Origin of the sequence: Kribbella sp. NPDC005582 (assembly GCF_040605415.1) — a bacterium.
Lineage (GTDB): Bacteria > Actinomycetota > Actinomycetes > Propionibacteriales > Kribbellaceae > Kribbella.
The window spans coordinates 128,567-149,182 of sequence record NZ_JBEXCU010000007.1; the positions used below are offsets into that span (position 1 = coordinate 128,567).

General features: G+C 68.6%; 22 protein-coding genes. 3 read left to right on the forward strand and 19 right to left on the reverse strand.

The genetic code is table 11. The features are described from left to right. Nucleotides 1-4: 4 nt before the first annotated feature. The 9 genes from ABZS29_RS32395 to ABZS29_RS32435 form a co-directional block, all read right to left on the reverse strand. Nucleotides 5-160: a hypothetical protein gene (locus ABZS29_RS32395; RefSeq protein ID WP_238176310.1), complete on the reverse strand. Its 156-nt coding sequence runs from the start codon at nt 158-160 to the stop codon at nt 5-7. A 192-nt stretch (nt 161-352) separates the two neighbouring features. Beyond that, entirely contained in the window at nt 353-1,207 is an 855-nt protein-coding gene (gene mutM, locus ABZS29_RS32400; protein WP_355467765.1) for a bifunctional DNA-formamidopyrimidine glycosylase/DNA-(apurinic or apyrimidinic site) lyase, read from the reverse strand. Between the two features lie 9 nt (nt 1,208-1,216). Beyond that, a complete protein-coding gene (gene rnc, locus ABZS29_RS32405; RefSeq protein WP_355467767.1) occupies nt 1,217-1,969 on the reverse strand; it encodes a ribonuclease III in 753 nt (250 codons plus the stop codon). 13 nt (nt 1,970-1,982) lie between these two features. Next, on the reverse strand, nt 1,983-2,174 hold the full coding sequence (gene rpmF / locus ABZS29_RS32410; RefSeq protein ID WP_131355175.1) for a 50S ribosomal protein L32: 192 nt from the start codon (nt 2,172-2,174) through the stop codon (nt 1,983-1,985). A 67-nt stretch (nt 2,175-2,241) separates the two neighbouring features. Next, entirely contained in the window at nt 2,242-2,757 is a 516-nt protein-coding gene (locus ABZS29_RS32415) for a DUF177 domain-containing protein (RefSeq protein ID WP_355467769.1), read from the reverse strand. Nucleotides 2,758-2,883: 126 nt separating this feature from the next. After that, nucleotides 2,884-3,357 (reverse strand): pantetheine-phosphate adenylyltransferase, encoded by a 474-nt coding sequence (gene coaD, locus ABZS29_RS32420; RefSeq protein WP_355467771.1) that lies wholly within the window; start codon nt 3,355-3,357, stop codon nt 2,884-2,886. Next, nucleotides 3,350-3,910 (reverse strand): 16S rRNA (guanine(966)-N(2))-methyltransferase RsmD, encoded by a 561-nt coding sequence (gene rsmD / locus ABZS29_RS32425; protein WP_355467773.1) that lies wholly within the window; start codon nt 3,908-3,910, stop codon nt 3,350-3,352. Before rsmD ends, coaD begins: the two co-directional genes overlap by 8 nt. After that, nucleotides 3,907-6,162, reverse strand: a complete 2,256-nt coding sequence (recG, locus tag ABZS29_RS32430) for an ATP-dependent DNA helicase RecG (RefSeq protein ID WP_355467774.1) — start codon at nt 6,160-6,162, stop codon at nt 3,907-3,909. The genes rsmD and recG overlap by 4 nt, the downstream gene beginning before the upstream one ends. Nucleotides 6,163-6,164: 2 nt before the next feature. Continuing rightward, nucleotides 6,165-7,781 carry a DAK2 domain-containing protein gene (locus ABZS29_RS32435; protein WP_355467776.1) on the reverse strand — a complete coding sequence of 539 codons (1,617 nt, stop codon included), beginning with the start codon at nt 7,779-7,781 and terminating at the stop codon, nt 6,165-6,167. Nucleotides 7,782-8,031: 250 nt separating this feature from the next. On the opposite strand from ABZS29_RS32435, the gene ABZS29_RS32440 reads away from it, so the two are divergent. Then, nucleotides 8,032-9,018 carry an SAM-dependent methyltransferase gene (locus ABZS29_RS32440; RefSeq protein WP_355467778.1) on the forward strand — a complete coding sequence of 329 codons (987 nt, stop codon included), beginning with the start codon at nt 8,032-8,034 and terminating at the stop codon, nt 9,016-9,018. A 73-nt stretch (nt 9,019-9,091) separates the two neighbouring features. On the opposite strand, the gene rpmB is transcribed toward ABZS29_RS32440, so the two are convergent. The 5 genes from rpmB to ABZS29_RS32465 form a co-directional block, all read right to left on the reverse strand. Then, a complete protein-coding gene (gene rpmB / locus ABZS29_RS32445) occupies nt 9,092-9,313 on the reverse strand; it encodes a 50S ribosomal protein L28 (RefSeq protein ID WP_355467780.1) in 222 nt (73 codons plus the stop codon). An 84-nt stretch (nt 9,314-9,397) separates the two neighbouring features. After that, nucleotides 9,398-11,380 carry an aldo/keto reductase gene (locus tag ABZS29_RS32450; RefSeq protein ID WP_355467782.1) on the reverse strand — a complete coding sequence of 661 codons (1,983 nt, stop codon included), beginning with the start codon at nt 11,378-11,380 and terminating at the stop codon, nt 9,398-9,400. A 24-nt stretch (nt 11,381-11,404) separates the two neighbouring features. Continuing rightward, nucleotides 11,405-12,235, reverse strand: a complete 831-nt coding sequence (locus tag ABZS29_RS32455) for a carbohydrate ABC transporter permease (protein WP_355467784.1) — start codon at nt 12,233-12,235, stop codon at nt 11,405-11,407. Next, a complete protein-coding gene (locus ABZS29_RS32460) occupies nt 12,222-13,244 on the reverse strand; it encodes a sugar ABC transporter permease (RefSeq protein ID WP_355467786.1) in 1,023 nt (340 codons plus the stop codon). The genes ABZS29_RS32455 and ABZS29_RS32460 overlap by 14 nt, the downstream gene beginning before the upstream one ends. A 1-nt stretch (nt 13,245) precedes the next feature. Continuing rightward, complete coding sequence (locus ABZS29_RS32465) at nt 13,246-14,523, reverse strand: ABC transporter substrate-binding protein (RefSeq protein ID WP_355467788.1); 1,278 nt, start codon at nt 14,521-14,523, stop codon at nt 13,246-13,248. A 120-nt stretch (nt 14,524-14,643) separates the two neighbouring features. On the opposite strand from ABZS29_RS32465, the gene ABZS29_RS32470 reads away from it, so the two are divergent. Next, the gene (locus ABZS29_RS32470; RefSeq protein WP_355467790.1) at nt 14,644-15,255 is read left to right on the forward strand and encodes an HAD-IA family hydrolase; all 612 of its coding nucleotides are present in this window, start codon (nt 14,644-14,646) and stop codon (nt 15,253-15,255) included. A gap of 18 nt (nt 15,256-15,273) precedes the next feature. On the opposite strand, the gene ABZS29_RS32475 is transcribed toward ABZS29_RS32470, so the two are convergent. Next, nucleotides 15,274-16,428, reverse strand: a complete 1,155-nt coding sequence (locus ABZS29_RS32475; RefSeq protein ID WP_355467792.1) for an MFS transporter — start codon at nt 16,426-16,428, stop codon at nt 15,274-15,276. Next, complete coding sequence (locus tag ABZS29_RS32480) at nt 16,425-17,039, reverse strand: HAD-IA family hydrolase (RefSeq protein ID WP_355467794.1); 615 nt, start codon at nt 17,037-17,039, stop codon at nt 16,425-16,427. Before ABZS29_RS32480 ends, ABZS29_RS32475 begins: the two co-directional genes overlap by 4 nt. 47 nt (nt 17,040-17,086) lie before the next feature. Between ABZS29_RS32480 and ABZS29_RS32485 the strand changes: the two genes are divergently transcribed. Beyond that, the gene (locus tag ABZS29_RS32485) at nt 17,087-18,244 is read left to right on the forward strand and encodes an ROK family transcriptional regulator (protein WP_355467795.1); all 1,158 of its coding nucleotides are present in this window, start codon (nt 17,087-17,089) and stop codon (nt 18,242-18,244) included. On the opposite strand, the gene ABZS29_RS32490 is transcribed toward ABZS29_RS32485, so the two are convergent. Genes ABZS29_RS32490 through ABZS29_RS32500 form a run of 3 tightly spaced genes read right to left on the reverse strand, consistent with a single transcriptional unit; the run spans nt 18,234 to nt 20,612 of the window. Beyond that, nucleotides 18,234-18,851 (reverse strand): DinB family protein, encoded by a 618-nt coding sequence (locus ABZS29_RS32490; RefSeq protein ID WP_355467796.1) that lies wholly within the window; start codon nt 18,849-18,851, stop codon nt 18,234-18,236. The two genes, ABZS29_RS32485 and ABZS29_RS32490, sit on opposite strands and share 11 nt — an antisense overlap. Continuing rightward, nucleotides 18,848-19,648 (reverse strand): bifunctional hydroxymethylpyrimidine kinase/phosphomethylpyrimidine kinase, encoded by an 801-nt coding sequence (thiD, locus tag ABZS29_RS32495; protein WP_355467797.1) that lies wholly within the window; start codon nt 19,646-19,648, stop codon nt 18,848-18,850. The genes ABZS29_RS32490 and thiD overlap by 4 nt, the downstream gene beginning before the upstream one ends. Nucleotide 19,649: 1 nt before the next feature. Continuing rightward, nucleotides 19,650-20,612, reverse strand: a complete 963-nt coding sequence (locus ABZS29_RS32500) for a thiamine-phosphate kinase (RefSeq protein ID WP_355467799.1) — start codon at nt 20,610-20,612, stop codon at nt 19,650-19,652. Between the last annotated feature and the right edge of the window lie 4 nt (nt 20,613-20,616).

Here is a 20,616-nt window from a genome sequence, read left to right on the forward strand (position 1 = left end):
GTCCTCAGACCGTGGCGGGAGTACGCAGAGCCTCGTCGACCGTCAGCAGCCGGCCCTCATGGACCTGTGCGACGAGATGGTCGTTCTCTGCCTGCAGACGCATCACGTGCGCCTCCAGATCGGCGACACGCCGGTTGAGCAGACGAACCTGCTCGAGCATGCGCGGGTCAGTGCCTCCAAGGTGCCCTAAAAGAGCCTTGGCCATTGTGCTGTCCTCCGGAAGGGTTCTGGCCGGGTGTGGCGCACCCCTGCTCAGATCGCGATGGGGAGCGCTGAAAATGTGTACCGTCTTTCAGAGTGACACCCGTTCGGCGGGCGGTCAACCTGGGCCACACTTATTAACAATACCTCGTCACCAGCGGACCAGCCGCGGAACCGGCTGACATCTCGGACAGCGGAACGAGGAGCGGTTCATGAACGGCTCGCGGCGGATCGGCCGGCCGTCCCGCGGGCACGGCGAACCCTCTTGTCCATAGACGTTCAGGCCGCGTTCGAAGTAGCCCGATTCGCCGTTCACGTTGACGTACAGGGCGTCGAAGCTGGTCCCGCCGACGCCGAGCGCCTCGGCCATCACCTCGTGGGCGTGCCGGAGAATTTCCCTTGCCTGCAAGGGTTTCAGCGAATCCGTGGCCCGCGCGTAGTGCAGTTTCGCCCGCCACAACGCTTCGTCCGCGTAGATGTTGCCGATCCCGCTGACCACGGTCTGGTCCAGCAACGCCCGTTTCAGCCCCGTACGACGGCGGCGGAGCGCGGCCGCCGCGGCCTCGGCGTCAAACAGCGGATCGAACGGATCCCGGGCGATATGGGCGATCTCGGCGGGCAGCTCGGCGCCACCCTCGGAATAGGACAGACCACCGAACATGCGCTGGTCCACAAACCGGACCTCTCCGCCGTCGTCGGCGAAGCGGAACCGGACCCGCAGATGCGCTTCGTCCGGCGCGCCGACCGGCTGAACCCGGAACTGGCCGCTCATTCCCAGATGGGTGAGGATCGCGTCACCCGAGGTGAGCGGTAGCCAGAGGTACTTCCCGCGCCGGGCCGGCTCCGCGAACACCTGCCCTTTGAGCCGGGCGACGAAATCGTCCGGGCCGGCGAGATGACGCCGGACCGGGCGGGGATGCAGGACCTCGACCGCGTCGATGGTGCGGCCGGTGGTGAAGTCCGCCAGACCGCGGCGGACCACCTCTACCTCTGGGAGCTCGGGCACCAGCGGATGTTACGGCTGCTGGGACGGGTCCGTGCTGTCGGGGTGCGCGGCGCGCAGGGCCTTCCAGGCGGTCTCGGCAGCTTGCTGCTCGGCTTCCTTCTTGCTCCGGCCGATGCCGTGACCGTAGGTGTCGGCCCCGATCCGGACCCGCGCCTCGAACGTCTTGGCGTGGTCGGGACCGGATTCGGCGATCACGTACTCCGGGACGCCGACACCGAGCTGGGCGACCAGCTCCTGCAGCGACGTCTTCCAGTCCAGGCCGGCGCCGAGCCGGGCCGAGGACTCCATCAGGTCGTCGAACAGCCGGTGCACGACGCTGCCGGCCACCTCGAACCCGCGGTCCAGGTAGACGGCGCCGATCAGTGCCTCGACGCAGTCGGCCAGGATCGACGATTTGTCGCGGCCGCCGGTGGCTTCCTCCCCACGGCCGAGCCGCAGGTACTTGCCCAGGTTGAGCTCACGGGCGACGCCCGCGAGCGCACGCATGTTGACCACGGCGGCGCGCAGCTTGGCCAGCCGGCCCTCCGAGAGGTCCGGATGGTTGCGGAACAGCGACTCCGTCACGATGACCCCGAGCACGGAGTCCCCGAGGAACTCCAGCCGCTCGTTGGTCGGCAGCCCGCCGTTCTCGTACGCGAACGAGCGGTGGGTGAAGGCGTGCTCCAGCAAATTGTCAGCCAGCGCCACGCCGAGCCGTTCGTTCAGCTCGGCGTAGAGCCCCCCGTGCGCCGGGTCAGGCCCGGCGTCGACTGATGAATTCACTGATGGGTGCCGTTTAGCTCTCGACGACCTGGCGACGCTCGCCCTTCGCGCCGTACTGGCCGCAGGTGGGGCAAACGGTGTGCTGCAGGTGCTTGGCGCGGCAGGCGGGGTTCACGCAGGTCACCAGCGACGGGGCAGTGGTCTTCCACTGAGCCCGGCGGTTGCGGGTGTTGCTGCGCGACATCTTCCGCTTCGGAACGGCCACGGTTATGACTCCTCGGTTCGGCCGGGGGCTGGTAGACCCGGCCGGCTGGTGTGCGTGTGTTCGTTGTTCAGTTGTCTTGCTGGTCGTTCTGGAGCAGTCCGCCCAGGGCGGCCCACCGGGGGTCTCCCCCGTCCTCGTGCTTGTGGCCGGGCTCCTCCACCAGGCGCACCCCACACTCGGGGCACAGTCCCGGACAGTCGTCCGAACACAGCGGCTGGAACGGTAGCGCGAGCACCACCTGATCCCGCAATGCCGGCTCGAGGTCGATCAGATCGCCCTCCATCCGGCTGGCCTCGTCCGGCTCGGCCTCGCTCTCCGGGTAGACGTACAGCTCCTGGACGTCAGCGAGGAACTCGTCCTCGATATCGACCAGGCACCGCGCGCACTCCCCGACCAGCCGGCCACTGGCCGATCCGGTCACGAGAACCCCTTCGACAACCGCTTCCAGCCGCAAGTCGAACTGGATGGGGTCGCCCTCGGGGACGCCGATCACGTCGATACCGAGATCTGCCGGTGCTGCGGCCGTGAAAGAGACTTCGCGCTGGGACCCGGCGCGGCGTGACAGCTCGTGGGTTTCGATCACGAGTGGGGACCGCGGATCCAAGACGCTCAGGACATCCCTTTCAGGCGTGGGCAGGCATAAATCTCGGTCTCAGCGAGACCGGTAGACCACATTATCAACTACCCGGCCCGACACCCAATTCGGGGCCTATCGGTGTTTCGCCTGTAACCGAGTGTGAACAGCCGGTGTCACAAAGGACGTGACGTCGCCGCCGAGTTTGGCGATCTCCTTGACCCAGCTCGAGGAGATGAACCCGTGCTCGGCCGCGCTCGGCAGGAAGACCGTGTCGACGCCGGTCATCCGGCGGTTCAGATGGGCCATCTGGAGCTCGTAGTCGTAGTCGGCCGCGGTCCGCAGGCCCTTCACGATCACGCTCGCGCCCTGCTCGGTGCAGAAATCGACGAGCAGGCCGTCGAAGGTGGTGATCCGCACGTTCGGGAACGGCTCGGCCAGCTCGGTCAGCATCTCGACCCGCTCCTCGTCGCTGAACAGCCGCTGCTTGGACCGGTTCACCCCGGCCGCGACGATCAGCTCGTCGAAGGCGTGCGCCGCCCGGGCGATGACATCGAGGTGGCCGATCGTGGGCGGGTCGAACGACCCGGGGAACACCGCCTTAGCCATGCCGGTGACCGTACCAAAGGCGGGCCTCGCCGTACTTGCGGTCGCGGAGCGCCGCGAACCCCTCCGGCCACTCCCACGGCTCCCGCTTCCCGCGCTCGACGACCACGAACGCGTCCGCGGCCAGCCAGCCGTTGCCGGCCAGCGCGACCAGCACGTCCTGCAGCTCGGCGGTCTCCAGCCGGTACGGCGGGTCGGCGTACAGCAGGTCGAACTCCGCCGGAGGCTCCCCCGCGGCCAGCTTCTCGACCGGCCGGCTCAGCACGGTCACTCCGGGCAGCCCGACCACCTTGATGTTCGCCGCGATCACCTCGACGGCCTTCCGGTCCGACTCGACCAGCACCACCTTGGCCGCGCCACGCGACAGCGCCTCGAGCCCGATCGCCCCGGACCCGGCGTACAGGTCGAGGACGTTCACGCCGTCGAAGCTGCTGAACTCCGCCTCCAGCGACGAGAACAACGCTTCCCGGGTCCGATCCGTGGTCGGCCGCGTCCCGTCCCCCGCCGGTACGGCGATCCGCCGCCCGCCGGCGACGCCACCGATGATCCGCGTCATGTCTTCTCCAGGTATTCGGTGGACTCGGACTCCAGGGCGCTGCGGACGAAGGACCTGAGCGCCGGGTAGTCGTTGAGCTCGGGGTCGATCGAGACCAGCGACTGGGCCACGTGCCGGGCGGTGAGGATGATCTCCTCGTCGCGCAGCACGCTGAGCAGCTTCAGGCTGGTCCGCTTGCCCGACTGGGCGACGCCCAGGACGTCACCCTCGCGGCGGGTCTCCAGGTCGATGCGGGACAGTTCGAAGCCGTCCGTCGTCGACGCCACCGCGGCCAGCCGACCGTACGACTTGGTGCCGTCCCACAGGTCGGTGACCAGCAGGCACAGCCCGGGCACCTTGCCGCGGCCGACCCGGCCGCGCAGCTGGTGCAGCTGCGAGATCCCGAACCGGTCGGCGTCCATGATCACCATCGTCGAGGCGTTCGGTACGTCGACGCCGACCTCGATCACCGTGGTCGCGATCAGCACGTCGACCTGGCCGGCCGCGAACCGGGACATCACCGCGTCCTTCTCGTCGGCCGGCAACCGGCCGTGCAGGATCTCCACCCGCAGGTCGTGCAGGATCTCGCCGAGGGCCTCGGCCATCTGCAGCACCGAGATCGGCGGCCGGGCCTGCTTCTTGCCGTCGCCGCCCTCCTCGTCGCCGGCCGCCAGCTCGCCTTCCTCGTCGGCCGCGTTCTTCACGTCGTCGCCGATCCGCGGGCAGACGACGTACGCCTGGTGGCCCTTGCCGACCTCCTCACGGACCCGTGTCCAGGCCCGCTCCAGCCAGTCCGGCTTCTGCTTGGCCGGGACGACGGAGGACTGGATCGGCGACCGTCCGGCCGGCAGTTCGGTCAGCGTCGAGACCGAGAGATCGCCGAAGACGGTCATCGCGACTGTCCGCGGGATCGGCGTGGCGGTCATCACCAGCACGTGCGGCGTGTTGTCACCGGACTTGGCGCTGAGCGCGGCCCGCTGCTCGACGCCGAACCGGTGCTGCTCGTCGACCACCACCAGTCCGAGATCGGCGAACTGCACCTTGTCCTCGAGCAACGCGTGCGTCCCGACCACGATCCCGGCGGCTCCGCTCGCGGCGTCCAGCATCGCCGTACGGCGGGCTGCCGCGTTCAGCGAACCGGTCAGCAGACCGACCTTCGTGGCGTGCTCCGCGCCGCCGAGCATGCCCTGCAGGGCGAGGTCACCGAGCATCTTGGTCAACGTCTTGTGGTGCTGCGTCGCGAGCACCTCGGTCGGGGCCAGCAGGACCGCCTGGCCGCCGTTGTCGACGACCGACAGCATCGCGCGCAGCGCCACCACGGTCTTGCCGGAGCCGACCTCGCCCTGCAGCAACCGGTGCATCGGGTGCGGCCGCTCCAGGTCCGCGAAGATCTCCTCGCCCACCTCGGCCTGGCCCGCGGTCAGCGAGAACGGCAGCCGCTCGTCGAACTCGTCGAGCAGCCCACCGGAGACCCTCGGCCGCGGGACCGCCTTCAGCGCGTCGGTGACCGCCCGCCGCTGCGCCAGAATCGTCTGCATCACCAGCGCCTCCTCGAACCGGAACCGGTTCTGGGCGTCGCTGATGTCCTTCTCGGTCTCCGGCAGATGCACCTTCCGCAACGCCTCGACCAGGCCGACGAGCTTCTCCTGGCGCCGGATCAGTTCCGGTACCGGATCCTCGAGATCCTCGCTCAGGTTGTCCAGGACGATCTTGATACTGCGCTCGATCGTTGCGGTGGGCAACTTCGCGGTCGCCGGGTAGAGCGGCCGGAACGGCCGGGCCCGGCGCTCGATCTCGGCCTCGCTGAGGTCCTCGTCGTCGAGGATCTCGGTGCCCGGAGCCTTGAGCTGCATGATGTCGCGGAACATCGTCACCTCGCCCCAGAACAGCGCCGCCGTACCGGGGGTCAGCTTGGTGGCCAGCCAGGGCTGGTTGAAGAACGCCAGCTCCAGATCGTGCTTGCCGTCGGTGACCACGACCTTGGTCAGCGTCCGGCGCCGGCTCCACTTGGAGACCTCGACCAGCGGGATCTCGGCCTTGGTGTCGAGCGAGCGGACGGTGACCTTCTTGACCCGGCCGTTGACCGTCGCCTGGTCGCCGACCTCCAGCTCGTCGAAGGGGGTCAGCTCGCCCTTCTTCAGGTACCGCCGTGGGTAGTGGCGCAGCAGGTCGCCGACGGTCTCGATGGCGAGCACGTCCGCGAAAGTCTTGGCCGTCTTGGCTCCGACGAAGTCGCGGAGCTTGCGGTCCATGTCGGCCGAAAAATTGACCACAGTCATTCCACCCCGATCAGCAACGGGTACCTGTCCTGCCCTCCGTCGTACACCACGACATCGACATCTTTGCGGTGCCGCCGTACGTGCCGCTCGATCGCGGCGGCCAATTCGGGGTCCGCGTCCCGCCCGGTCACGATGGTGAGCAGCTCACCGCCACCACCCAGCAGCCGGTCGACGACCCCGACCGCGGCCTCGGTCAGATCCTCGGTGATCAACGCGAAATCGCCGTCGACGACCCCCAAGGCGTCGCCGATCCGGCAGCGACCGGCCATCGTGTAGGCGTCCTTCACGGCGATCGTGACCGCTCCGTGCCGCGTCTGTCCGGCGGCAGCAGATTGGTGGACGACATCGTCGTCGAAGCTCGCCGCGGCGTCGTGGACGGCGATCGCCGCCAAGCCCTGGACCTGCGCCCGGGTCGGGATCACCGCGACTCGCAGACCGCCCTGGCGGGCCGCGGTGGCGGCGGCCTCGGCGACTGCGATGGAGTCCTTGTCGTTCGGCAGCAACACGATCTCGGTCGCCTGCGACTTCTCGATCGCGGCCAGGATCTCGCCGGTCGAGCAGCGTCGGCCCGGTCCGCCGACCACCACCTTGGCGCCGGCCTCGGTGAACAGCTCAGCCAGCCCGGCACCCGCGGCAACCGCGATCACCGCGCGACCCAGCGGCGCCTCGTGGTGTGGCTGGTCGGCGAAGTGAGTCACCCGGATCCGGTGCGGACGCCCGATCGCGATCCCGAGCTCGATCGCGGCCCCCACGTCATCGGCGTGCACGTGGACGTTCCAGAGGCCGTCTCCGCCGACGACGACCACGGAGTCACCCAGGGCTGCCAGCTGCCGCCGGAAGTCCGCCACGGCCTCGTCAGCGGCGTCCAGGAGGTACATCACCTCGTACGCCGGCCCCTCCGGATCCAGATCCCCCGCAACCTCCTGCGGTTCGACCCGAGCCGGTACGTCGATCGTGACCGCCCGGCCGGTGAGCACGGACTCCATCGCCCCGAGGATCACGACCAGCCCTGCTCCCCCGGCGTCGACCACGCCCGCCCGGCGCAGTACGTCGAGCTGCTCCGTCGTACGGGTGAGTGCGTGCCGCGCGGACGCGACCGCCGCCAGGCAGACCTCGGCGAGGCTCTTGCCGTCGTTAGCAGCCGTCATCGCCCCGGTGGCGGCCGCGCGGGCGACGGTCAGCATGGTTCCCTCGACGGGCTCCGCGACCGCGCCGTACGCGGCATCGGCGGCGTACGTGAGCGCATCGGCCAAGGCCGCGGCCTCACTCATCCGCGGATCAGCCAGTACGCCGTCGCTGTCGCGGTCCCGCGGCAGATTCTCGGCGAGCCGCATGCCGCACGCGCGCACAAGCTGCGAGGTGATGACGCCGGAGTTGCCGCGTGCCCCCAGCAACGCGCCACGGCCGAACGCCTGCACCGCCTCCGCGAACGTCAGCTCGCCCTGCGGCAGCGCCTCACACGCCGCCTCCCAGGTCAGGTAGAGGTTGGTCCCGGTGTCACCGTCCGGCACCGGGTACACGTTCAGCTCGTCGATCCCGGCACGCGCCCGCCGCAACTCCACCAACGCGGTCCGAGCCCACGCGCGCAACGCCCCGACCGTCAGTTCCTCCACGCCCGGAAGGTTAGTGCCTCCCACCTCACCCCGCTCGCCGGCCGACGCCACCCCGCCGTACCGGCACCTTGAGCACCCACCAACCACGCCCGTGCCCCACGAACGACTGATCCGTGCCCAAAGGTGGGTCGGCTGCTCTTTGGGCACGCGGCGGGGTGAGTGCCAGTACGGCGGGGTGCCGGGTACCCGGGGGCGAGTCGTTCGGGCGGTGGATGGGTGGATCCGCGTTCTGTTTCGGTACGGTCTGGTGGTGAGCGTGTTGTTCTCGGTTGCGGCCGACAGTTATGACTGGGCCGTGCGCGAGATCCGCGGCGAGTTCGGGAAGGTGCCGATCCAGCGGGTCGGTGCCGACATCGGCCGGGTGACCGGGCCGGAGGTGCACGAGCTGGCCGCGGCCTGTGCTGCGGGGCGGATCATGTTCGTGCGGCATCTGACGACCGAGCTCGGGACCTTCGACGAGTTGCCGCCGACCTACGAGCTAGCCGAGCTGATCCTGGGCGAGCTGCCGGAGTATCCGAAGGCGCTCGCGGTGCAAGCGTGGACGGATCGCGCGGGGACCGGCGGTTCGTACTACCACCGGATCGAGGAGGCTCTCACCGAGCGCGGGGTGGCGGTGACGCGCTCCGGGCAGAAGTGGGTGGTGTCGTGCTTCGAGAGTCCGCGGGCGGTGCTGCTCGGCGTCAACCGGCTCGCGGACAGCCTGTCGGACTGGCCGGGCGGCCGGATGCGGCTGGCGCGCGGCGAGGAGCGGGTGTCGCGGTCGGAGTTCAAGCTGGAGGAAGCGATCGCGACCTTCGGGCTGGAGCTGCGGCCCGGCGGCAAGGCGGTCGACCTGGGCGCCTCACCGGGCGGCTGGACACGGATCCTGCGGCAGCACGGCCAGGAGGTGTGGTCGGTCGACCCGGGCTACCTGGACGAGCGGCTGCTGGGTGACCGCGGGATCCATCACGCGGCGACGACAGCCGGCCGGTTCTTCGCGGAGAACCGGGTGCGGTTCGACGTCGTGGTGAACGACATGCGGATGGACCAGGTGCTGAGCGCCCGGATGATGCTCGACGCCGCCGCGCACCTGCGTCGTGACGGGTTGGCGATCGTCACGCTCAAGGGCGGCGGCAAGAACCCGCTCGACGGCGCCCGCCGTGGACTCGACGTGCTTCGCGCGGAGTACGACGTACTGCATGCGCGGCAGCTGCACCACAACCGCAACGAGATCACGGTCGTCGCCGAAAGACGGTGAACACACGAAGAGGCGCCCGGTGTGACACCGGGCGCCTAGTCAGGCCCTACACGGAAGGAACTGCGGGTCGGCTTCAGCTCTGGACGCGCTGGACCTTGCCGGCCTTGATGCAGGACGTGCAGACCTTCAGGCGGGTCGGGGTTCCCTTGATGATCGCCCGGACCGGCTGAATGTTGGGGTTGAAGCGACGGGGCGTACGCGCCTTGACCCGCCGGATCATCGCGCCCTTACCCAGACGGGCAACGCTCTTGCCAAACATCGGCTGCTTGCCGCAGACATCGCAAATCTTAGACATGATTCTCCGTGTTCAGGGTCTTGACACCGACAAACCATGTTACATGGGTGTGATGGCTCGACCAATTCGGTCCGCAGGCGCTCCTCAGGCAGTGAGGTACGCCACTTCTTCGTCGGTCAGCGAGACGGTCAGGCCAGGAGTAGAGGTCCGTGTCTCACTGATGTGCCGCGGCCCGATCAGCGGGAACACCGGGTACGGCTGGTGCAGCAACCAGGCCAACGCGATCGCGGTCGGCTCGACTCCCTTGGCCGTCGCGAGCTCGCGGGCCCGGTCCAGCCTACGGAAGTTCTCGTCGGAGTAGAAACACCGGACCAGTTCCTCGTCCGAGCGGTCCTCCGGTTTCGCCCGGCCGGTGAAGAATCCGCGCGCCTGACTCGACCACGGGAAGAGCGCGACCTGCCGCTCCCGAAGCCACGCCTGCGACTCGTCGTCCGACACGTGCCGGCACCCCGCCCACGGTACGTCGTACGCCCGGGCGAGGCTGAGGTGGTTGCTCAGCAGGGTGAACGGCTGCTTGCCGTTCGCCGCCGCGTAGGCGTTGGCCTCGTCGAACCGCTCCAGAGACCAGTTGGACCCGCCGTACGCCTTGATCCGGCCGGCCCGGAAGTGCTCGTCGAGGACGTCGACGAACTCCCCGACCGCGATCTCCTCGTTGTCGCGGTGCATCAGGTACAGGTCGACGTGGTCGGTCTGCAGCCGCTCGAGGCTCTCGTCCAGCTGCCGGTTGATCGACTCGGGGTCGCAGTGCGGCGTGTGCGCACCCTTGCCGATGACAACCACTTCGTCGCGGTTGCCGCGGGTCTTGATCCACTGCCCGAGCAGCTTCTCGCCGTACCCGCCGCTGTAGATGTAGGCGGTGTCGAACGTCGTCCCACCGCGCTCGACGAAGTCGTCGAACATCGTGGCGGCATGGCTCAGGTTGCGCTGGTTGTCGACGCCCATGACGAGCCGCGACACCGGCTTGTCGAGGCCGGGAACCGACCCGTACGTCATAGGCGCGTCGGACCGCTTGGTCAGCGGCCGGCCGCTCGCGGTCGGAACCGCCGCGTCGTCGCGCTCACTCGAGTACTGCTGGCCGATCGCTGCCCGCCAGGCGTCCTGGACCGTCAGGTTGCCGAGGGTGTCGGCCCAGGTCATCTCCGGCGCCTGCCGCGCCGAGATCGCGGCGGCGACCGCCTCGGCCTCGGCCGCGTAGATCAGCGCCGGCTCTGCGGAGATCTCGCGGGCCTCTTCACCGACCTTGTGCAGGGTGACGTGGGTCGGCTTGCCGTCGCCGCCGAACCACGGGTCCTCGACGATCAGGTAGCCCTTGCTGCCGACGATCCGCACCTGGTTCTGGTCGCCGAGCCGGACACCGGTCGTGACGTGGGCGGTGACCCCACCGTCGAAGAACAGCGTCGCGGCGGTCCACTCGTCCACGCCGGTCTCGCCGACGGTCCCGACCGCGTTGACGGCGGCAGGCTCGGCGTACGGGAGGCCGGTGGCGGCGCCCGCGATCAGACGCGCGAACGAGACCGGGTAGCCGCCGACGTCCAGGATGCCGCCGCCGGCGAGCTCGTCGGCGTAGATCCGGCTGGTCGGGTTGAAGGACGCGTTGAAGGCGAAGGTCGCCTCGATCTGGTGCACGGTCCCGAGCTCGCCGTCACGGACCAGCTGGGCGACCAGCTTGGTCTGCGGGAGGCAGCGGTACATGTACGCCTCCATCAGGAAGACGTCGTTGCGCACCGCCGCCTCGATGATCGCCTCGCCCCAGGCCCGGTTGATCGCGAGCGGCTTCTCGCAGAGCACGTGCTTGCCGGCCTCGGCCGCCTTGATCGCCCACTCGGGGTGGAGCGGATGCGGGGTGGCCACGTACACCGCGTCCACGGTCTTGTCGGCGAGCAGCTCGTCGTACGAGCCGTGCCGGTTCGGGATGCCGAAGCGCTCGCCGAACTCTTCGGCCGAGGCGAGCGACCGGCTGCCGACCGCGACCACCTCGTTGGTCGGCGACGTCGGCACCTGGTCGGCGAACCGGGACGCGATGTTCCCGGTTCCGAGGATGCCCCAGCGGAGTTTGCTGTCAGTCAAGAGAAGTCCGTTCGGGTTGTGAGGTCAGAATTTCATCGCACCGGCGGCGAGGTCCGCAATGAACGAGCGGGCCCCGATCAGGAACACACCGATCAACGGGATCACACTCATCAGTGCTCCCGCCATCACCATCGAGTAATCGGTGCCGTAGATGCCGTTGAGCTGGTCGAGCGCGACCTGCAGCGTGAGCCGGTTCGGGTCCGTCATCACGATCAGCGGCCACAGGTAGTCGTTCCAGACGTTGATGAAGGTGAAGATGCCGAGGAACGCCAGCCCGGGCCGCAGGACCGGGAGCCCGACGGTCAGGTACTGCCGGAAGAAGCCGGCGCCGTCGACCTTGGCCGCCGAGATCAATTCGTCCGGGATCGCGCCCGCGGCGTACTGGCGCATCCAGAAGATGCCGAAGGCGTTCGCGGCACCGGGGATGATCAGCGCCTTCAGCGAACCGATCCAGCCGAACTGCGCCAGCGTCACGAACTGCGGCACCAGCGACAGCTGGGCCGGGATCATGAAGGTCGCCAGCAGAATGCCGAACAGCACCTTCCGGCCGGGGAACTCGTACTTCGCGAACGCGAACGCGGCCAGCGAGTCGAAGAACAGCACCAGCACGGTGACCGACAGCGATGCGATCAGCGTGAGCAGCATCGAGCCGAAAAAGTCGACGTTGTCGAGCACCTTGCCCATGTTCTCGAACAGGTGCGAGCCGATCAGCAGCTTCGGCGGGTAGGCGAAGATGTCGGGCGTGGTGTTGGAGGCCATCACCACCATCCAGTAGAACGGGAACAGCGAGACCACGACGCCGAGCATCAGTACGACGTGACCGACGGTGATCCGCAAGCGCTCAGCGGGCGTCATCAGCAGCCTCCTTCTGTACGGCGATCTTCCGGTCCGCCCGGCGTTTGGCCCGGCTCGTCAGCCGCTCGGCGTCGCTGCCGCCGATCAGCCGCCAGTTGATGATGCTGAACAGCACGATCAGGATGAACAACGCCCAGCCGATCGCGGCGCCGTACCCGAACTGGTTCTTGATGAACGCGCTCTGGTAGAGGTACGAGACGATCGTCATGCCGGCGTCGCCCGGACCGCCGATGTTGTTGGTGTCGCCGAACAGCACCCGGGACTCGGTGAAGATCTGCAGCCCGCCGATGGTCGAGGTGACCGCGGTGAACAGGATCACCGGACGCATCATCGGCACGGTGATCCGCCAGAACGTCTGCCGGGAACTCGCACCGTCGACCTTGGCGGCCTCGTAGACGTCGGCCGAGATCGCCTGCAGGCCGGCCAGGTAGATGATCGCGTTGTAGCCGACCCAGCGCCAGGTGACGATGGTGGCGATCGCGACCTTGATCCCCCACGGCTGCGTCAGCCACTCGACCTTGCCGAGCCCGATCGACTGCAGGAAGGCGTTCAGCAGACCGAAGTTGTTGCTGAAGATCGAGCCGAAGACCAGCGTGACCGCGACCACCGAGGTGACGTTCGGGATGAAGTACGCGATCCGGTAGAAGGTGCGGAACCGGGTGGCGTTGTGCAGCGCGTTCGCGATCACCAGCGCGAGCAGCAGCATCGGGACCGTCGACAGCACCCAGATGATCATCGTGTTGCCGATGGTGTGCCAGAACTTCGGATCGCTGAGCAGGTAGCTGTACTGCTGGAGCCCGACCCACTTCATCGGGCCGATGCCGTCCCAGGAGTGGAACGAGATCCAGATGGAGAACAGGATCGGGAACGCGCCGAAGATCGCGAACAGGATGAAGAACGGCGAGATCGCGACGTACTGCGGGAAGGCCTGCCGGAACCGGTTCGGCCGCTTCTCCTCGGTCTCCTCGCCCGCGGACACGGCGGCGGGCAGGGCTTTGCTGACAGCCATCTCAGATCGCCCCCGCCCGGGTCAGCTCACGTTCGATCTGGTGCTGCGCGTCGTTCCACGCCTGGTCCGGCGACTTGCCGCCGGTCTCGACGTTGACCAGCTCGGCGCTGAGCGGCGACCCGATGATCGAGTCGTACGGCGAGAAGTACGCGCCGGGGTACTTCTTGGCGGACTCGGCGAAGGTGTCGACGATCCGCTGCCCGCCGAAGAACTCGTCCGGCCCGGAGAGTTTCGGGTCGGTGTAGGAGGCCGGCGTGGACGGGAAGAGCACCGGGTCGAGGAACGCCTGCGCTTGGTTCTTCGCCGTCTCCAGCCAGCTGATGAAGGCGAAGGCCGCCTCGGGGTTCTTGCAGTACTTCGTGATCGCCAGGAAGGACCCGCCGCGGTTGCCGGCGCCACCAGGAGACGCAGTCACCCGCCAGAGTCCCTTCGTCTTCGGAGCCGCGTTCTTCGGGCCGAGCTGTGCCCACCAGACGGCGCCGATGAACGCGACCAGCTTGCCGTTGCTGATGATCGCCTTCGCGTCGGTCGAGCCGTCCTGCGCGTTGGCCGACAACCCCTCTTTCACGACCCGGACAGCGAGATCGAATGCCTCCCGGACGTGGTCCTGGTCGCCGATGTACTGGCCGTCCGCGGTCATGTACCGCTTCGGCTGCTGCGCCATCCGGTAGGAGAAGATGCTGTTCACGTTGTCGGTGATCGACGATCCCGGCACGGCCTGCTGGATCTTCTTGCCGAGGGCGATATAGGTGTCCCAGTCCGGCGCCTGCCCGGCGATCGCCGCCGGATCGACGTCGATCCCGGCCTTGGCCAGGATGTCGCTGCGGTAGAACAGCGCGGTCGGGCCGGTGTCCATCGGGTAGGCCATCATCTTGTTCTGCGGGGTGACGCCGAGTTTCCACTTCCAGGGCAGGAAGTCCGCCTCGCGCTCCTTCGCGCCGAGCTCGTACAGATCGTGGAACTGGTCCGCGTTCGGGAAGTACGTCGCCACGTCGTCGTTGATCGCGACGATGTCCGGGACCAGCGACTTGCCGGCCAGTGCGGTCAGCACCTTGGTCTTGTAGTTGCTGCCGATCCGGGTCATCGCGAGCTTCAGCCCGTCGTACCCGGGGATGCTCTTCTCCGCCTGGCCGATCAGGTCGTCGTTGACCGAACCGACCCAGGTCCACATACTCAACTCGTTCGCGGCACCCAGCGAACTGCGGGAACCACAGCCGGTCAGCCCGGCGGCAGCGGCGGCGGCACCAGCTGCGAGGAACGTCCTTCTGCTCAACGGCATACGCCTCACCTGGCGCTTTCTGTTGGTTTTCGCCGGAAGGTGTCCAACTATGTTTACGTAGCCATTAGGTAAGCGCATACCGCTTAACCGGTCAAGGGGTGCGACTGACAGGATGTAGACATGGCGCCCTCAATTACCACAGTCCTCTTCGATGCCGATGGCGTCGTTCAGCGCGGCACCCACGACTGGGCCGCGCGGCTGCACTCGTTCGTCGACGGGGACGGCGAGGTCTTCGTCACCGATCTGATGATCTCCGAGCACCCGGCGCTGGTGGGCAAGGAGGAGTTCCGCGACGCGGTGGCCGGAGTCATGCAGCGGTGGAACGTCAAGGCGACGCTCGAAGAGGTGCTCGAGCCATGGAGCTGGTTCGAGGCGGAGCCGGTCGTGGTCGAGCTGATCCAGGGCCTGCGCCGGGCCGGCATCGAGTGTCACCTGGCCACCAACCAGCACGCCTACCGGCGAGCCATCATGAACGACGAGCGCTCGTACGGCGACTGGTTCGACCAGTCGTTCTATTCGTGCGACCTGGGTCTGCGCAAACCCGACCCCGAGTACTTTCGCGCGATCCTGTCCGCGACCGGCGCGCCCGCGTCGTCGGTGCTCTTCCTCGACGACCTCGAGGTGAACGTCGACGGCGCCCGCTCGATCGGCATCAACGCCGAGGTCTACGACTTGGCCACCGGCACCGACACGCTGGTCGACCTCCTGCGGAGTTACGGCCTACCGGTCTGAGGGCGGACGCCCAGGCCATCACAATCGGCGGGAGCGCACCTCGTCACGCGGGGACGCGCTCGCCGAGCTCAGTTGTGATGGCGTGGCGGTCCGGCTCAGCGCGAAGAGCGCCAGCAGGAGCGGGATCGTGATCAGGTAGGCGAGGCGGAGGTCCATGACGCGCGCCAGGGCCGCTAGGGCGGCTGGGGTGATCAGGATGGCGGTTCCGGAGGCCAGAGCGCCCAGGGCGGCCAGGCGGGTTGGGCTTAGGCCTGGCATGGCGACCAGGGCCGCGATGGTGACCGGGTAGAGCGGAGCGACACCGACACCGGCGATGACCAAGCCGATGGCGATCAGCGAGGGCGCATTGAGCAGACTGACCAGCAGCGTGCCCAAGATCGCCAGACTGCCGCCCACGACGACCGGGGACACGGAGCGCCAGTGGACCGGGCCGATGGCTCGCCCGATGGCCATTCCGATCGGGAAGCTGGTGCCCAGCAGCGCTGCGATGGCCAGAGCGAGCCCGGAGTCGACCAGCCGCGCCACTGCCCACACGACGAAGCAGAACTCCACCCCAACAGCCAGTACGACGCGCAGCCAGCCGAGGCCGACAGCCCGCCCGACCGCATGCCCGGACGGAGCCTCGGACAGCAGAGGCGGCACGGAGTCCGAGCCCTTGAGCGTGGCCAGCACCAGCAGCGGCGGTACGGCGATCAGCATCGCGGCCCGGCCGGTGATGCCGAGCGCATCGATCAGCCCGATCGTCAGTGGCGCGAGAATGCCGGCAGCACTGGCCACCGCGTTGACGCGACTCAGCTGTGCGGCCGCCGTAGCGCCGTGCAGCATCAAGGGCGCCACCAGCACGAGCAGGGCACCGCCTAGGCCGACACACAGCCCGCCGACGACCACGACGGCGTACACGGGAGCGAGTGCGAGCAGCGCGCCACCGGCGGCGCAGATGAGCGACCCGACCCGCAGCACGATGCCGATCGACCAGGAGCGAAGCAGCGCCGGACCTACCGCGGCGACGATGAACAGGCCGACGGCGAAGGCGGAGGAGAGCAGCGCCAGCCGGCCGGTGGGCTCATCGAGGTCGCGGGCCAGGATGGCGATACACGCGCCGAGACCGGCGAGCAGGAAGCCCAGCGACGAGAGAGCAGCTCCGATCTGGAACTGGTCGGACCGGGCGCTCATTCGGTGAACAGCTGGACGAGTCGGTGCAGGTCAGGCAGCCGGATGTCAGCCGCGATGCCCTTCAGACCGGCTGTGGTCGCGCCGGACGCGCGCCCGGCGGCCAGGCCGACCTCGGTGTCCTCGACGACCAGGCAGCGCTCGATCTGCACATCCAGCAGCTCGGCCGCCCGCAGGTACCCCTCGGGATCGGGCTTGCCGCGCTCGACGTCGTCGATGGTGATCAGGATCGAGGGCGAGATGCCGGCCGCCTCGAGCCGGATCTTCGCGAGCTGCCCCGGCGCACTCGTGTACACCGCCCACGGCAGGCCGAGCCGCTCGAGCGTCGCGACGATCTCGAGCGCACCGGGCGTCGGCGCGACATCGGAGACGTCGTCGAGCTCCAGGTCGAGGATGCGGGCGCCCGCGGCCGCACGCTCGGCGTCGGTCAGGTCAGGCAGGAAGTGGGCGACGGTAGCCCGGGCCGGATTGCCGTGCGCGACCGCCAGCACCTCGGCCGGCGGGAGCCCGTACTCGACCGCCCAGCGGCTCCAGCTCCGATCCACGACCGCGTCGGAGTTGACCAGCGTCCCGTCCATGTCGAACAGCACGGCCGCGATGTCCCGGATTCCCACTGCCCCTCCATTAAACTCGTACTCCGAGCATAAGGTAGGACAATGTTATGACCAGTAGCCGCCGGGGACAATGGCAGACCGCCGCGGAGATCCTCGCCCGGGTGAGCCGGGAGCCGGGGATCACGCGGGCGGCCGTGGCGCAGGCGCTCGGGCTCAGCAGCAGTTCGGCGACCGAGGTCACCGCGAAGCTCCGCGAGGTGCAACTGGTCGCCGAGGTCCCGGCACCGAGCCGGCGGCGCGGTCGGCCGACCACACTGCTGCGGGCGCATCCATCCGGACCGGTAGCGCTCGTGCTGGACCTCCGGCAGAGCAACTGGCGCAGTGCGGTCGTCACACTCGACGGCTCCTTCCTGAGCCAGGACGATCGGCGGCACCGCACTCGGCGAGCTGAGGTCGTCCTCGGTCACCTGCACAGCGCCGTACTGGCTGCGCAGGACCAGTACGGCGATCGGTTGCGAGCCGTCGGCCTCGCCGTACCGGGGACGCTGCGTGAGAACCACCTACTGCAGGCTTCGGCGCCGGAGTGGTTCGAGCTGGACCTCAACACGGTCACAGCGGGCACCGGCGTACAACTGCTGGTCGGCAACGACGCAACGCTCAGTGGTGTCGCCGAGGCGCGTACAGGTGCTGCAGCCGGGGCCGGTACGGCGCTGCACCTGATCATCGAGGCAGGTATCGGCGGGACGCTGCTGATCGACGGCGTACCGGTGCAGGGAGCGTCCGGTGCGGCAGGCGAGTTCGGGCACACACCCTTCGGCGACCGCAGCCAGCAGTGCCTGTGCGGCGCTCGTGGTTGCTGGAACCTGGAGATCGACGGTCGCGCGCTCGCCCGCCACCTGCAGGACCCCGACCCCGACGACCCCCATGCCTACACGCAAGCGATCCTGCGTCGCACAGACCGTACGGCGGTCCGCGCGGTCGAACAGGTGGTCACGGCGATCGCCGCCGGGCTTGCCGGACTGGCGAACGCCCATGACCCGGATGTCATCACGCTGGGCGGACTCGCCGTACCGCTGCGGGCAGCGGCGGAGGAACTGTTCGACAGGACTTTCCTGGAGGGCCTGATGACCTTCCGCCGCACTGCTCCCCCGCCTGTCCTCGCGGCCGCCCACCAGACGGACGGCCCGCTGCGAGGCGCCGCCGCACTGGCTCTCGACCATCTGACGACCGAAGACGCGATCGCCACCTGGGCAGCTACTCGGTAGTCGCTTCCACCGTCTCGGAGTCGGTCTCCTCGGCCACCTCAGGCTTCGGCTTGGGCACGATCGGAGGCTCCACCTTGGCCAGGATGCTGATGATGTCGTGCCGATGGTGCTGGATCTCGTGCGCGGTGTGCCGGATCACCCAGCCGAGTGAACGCGGCATCCGCACCGGGTAATTGTACAGACCGAGCTTGCCCAGCTGCGGCGGCGTCAGCACACGAGCGGCGGCGCCGAACTCCTTCGCGAAGCGGACCAGCGCGGCCGCGACCTCCATCGGGTCCTGGTGCTCGTACTTGGCCTGCTTGACCCGGCCGGTGCGGTCCATCGGCGCGTACACCGGACGGTCCTCGGCCAGACACTGGGCGATCCGCAGCCGCTGCACCTCCAGTACGTCGCGCACGTGGCACGCGTACTCGATCGCCGACCAGACCTCAGGCTCCGGCCGCAGCCGTACGACGTTGGCGTCCGGACCCGCGGCGGCCTTGATCAGCGCCATGCTGCAGTCGGCCGCCTGGCGGACCAGCAGCGTCACTGTGCCCTGCAGGTCACCGGTGTCGTAGTTGAACCCGCACTGCTCGCAGTACCCGTCGACCGGGGGCTGCTTCGTCAACTGCCACTCCCTCGAAATCTCCACGCGTGATCGACCGGACCGATGCCGCCGCCGAGGGCGAACCCGGCCTGGATCGCACCGGTCACGTACTCCTTCGCCGCACCGACCGCACTCTCGACGTCGTACCCACGTGCCAGGTAGGACGCGATCGCGCTGGCCAACGTACATCCGGTGCCGTGCGTGTGCCGATTGTCGGCCCGGACCGCACTGTAGGCCCGCCGGACCCCAGCGCCGTGCAGGACATCAACCGACTCCGTCCCCGAATCATGCCCGCCCTTGACGAGTACCCAGGACGCACCGGCCTCCAGCAGCGTCTTGGCGGCCAACTCGCGGTCGCCAGACGTCACACCGGCGACAGGACCCAGCTCCGTCAGGTTCGGTGTCAGCACAGTCGCCAGCGGCACCACCTCGGTCCGTACGGCGTCCATGGCGTCCGCAGCGAGTAGCGCGTCACCATGCTTCGACACCGAGACCGGATCGACCACCACCGGTACCGACGGCGGCAGTGTCCGCAGCAGCGACGCCACAACGCGCACCATCGAGGCCGAGGCCAGCATGCCGGTCTTCACCGCGTCCACACCGATGTCGTCGACGACACTGCGGAACTGCGCCCGGACCTGTTCCTCCGGCAGCTCCCACGCGCCCTGCACACCCAGACTGTTCTGCGCGGTGATCGCGGTGATCACAGTCATCCCGTGCACGCCGTTGGCCAGCATCGCCTTCAGGTCGGCCTGGATCCCGGCGCCTCCCCCGGAGTCCGAGCCGGCGATCGTGAGCACGCGTGGCGGTCGGTTCATCTCAGCTCCTGAAGTGGGTATGGCCGGCCTCGGCGGCGTACAGCGCTCCGTCGACGGTGACCGTCCCGGCCGGACGGTCCTCATTGCCTTCGGCAACCGACCCGATGACGGTCCAGCCCTCCGGAACGTCGGCCGGCTCAAAGGTCCCGACCAGTGCGTGGTCGTCGCCACCGGTCAGCACGAACTTCATCGCATCGATCCCAGTGGCCGCCGCGACCGCCTGCAGCGGCTCCGGCACCGCCAGCGCCTTCGTGTGCACGTCGATGACGACCCGGCTCGCCACAGCGATGTGACCGAGGTCGGCGAGCAGTCCGTCGCTCACGTCACACATCGACGACGCACCGGCGCGTGCTGCCCGCGGACCCTCGTCGTACGGCGGTTGTGGGCGGCGGTGCGCCTCGACGACCGTCCGCGGGGAGCGGAAGCCGCGCGTCAGCACGGTATAGCCGGCCTCTGCCCAGCCCAGTCGACCTGTGACGGCCACCTCGTCACCGGGCCGCGCACCGGACCGCAGTACGGGCGCACGTCCCTCCAGGGAGCCGAAGGCGGTCACAGCGATCACGATCTTGTCCGACTGCACGGTGTCGCCACCGACGATGGCCGCAGACACCAATTCGCACTCGTCGACGAGCCCCTGGTAGAGCTCCTGGACCCAGGCGACCGGTAGCTCGGCAGGCGCACCGAAGCCGATCACCAGTGAGGTCGGACGGGCTCCCATCGCCACGATGTCGGCCAGGTTCTGCGCGGCTGACTTGCGGCCCACGTCGTACGCCGACGACCAGTCCTGGCGGAAGTGCCGCCCCTCGACCAGTAGATCGGTGGTGATCACCATCCGGCCGTCGGGCGCGGCGACCACGGCCGCGTCGTCACCCGGCCCGACCAGGACGTCCGCACTCGTGGACAGCCCCTTGGTGACGGCCTCGATGAGACCGAACTCACCTGTGCTCCCCAACGTCTCTGTCACGTCA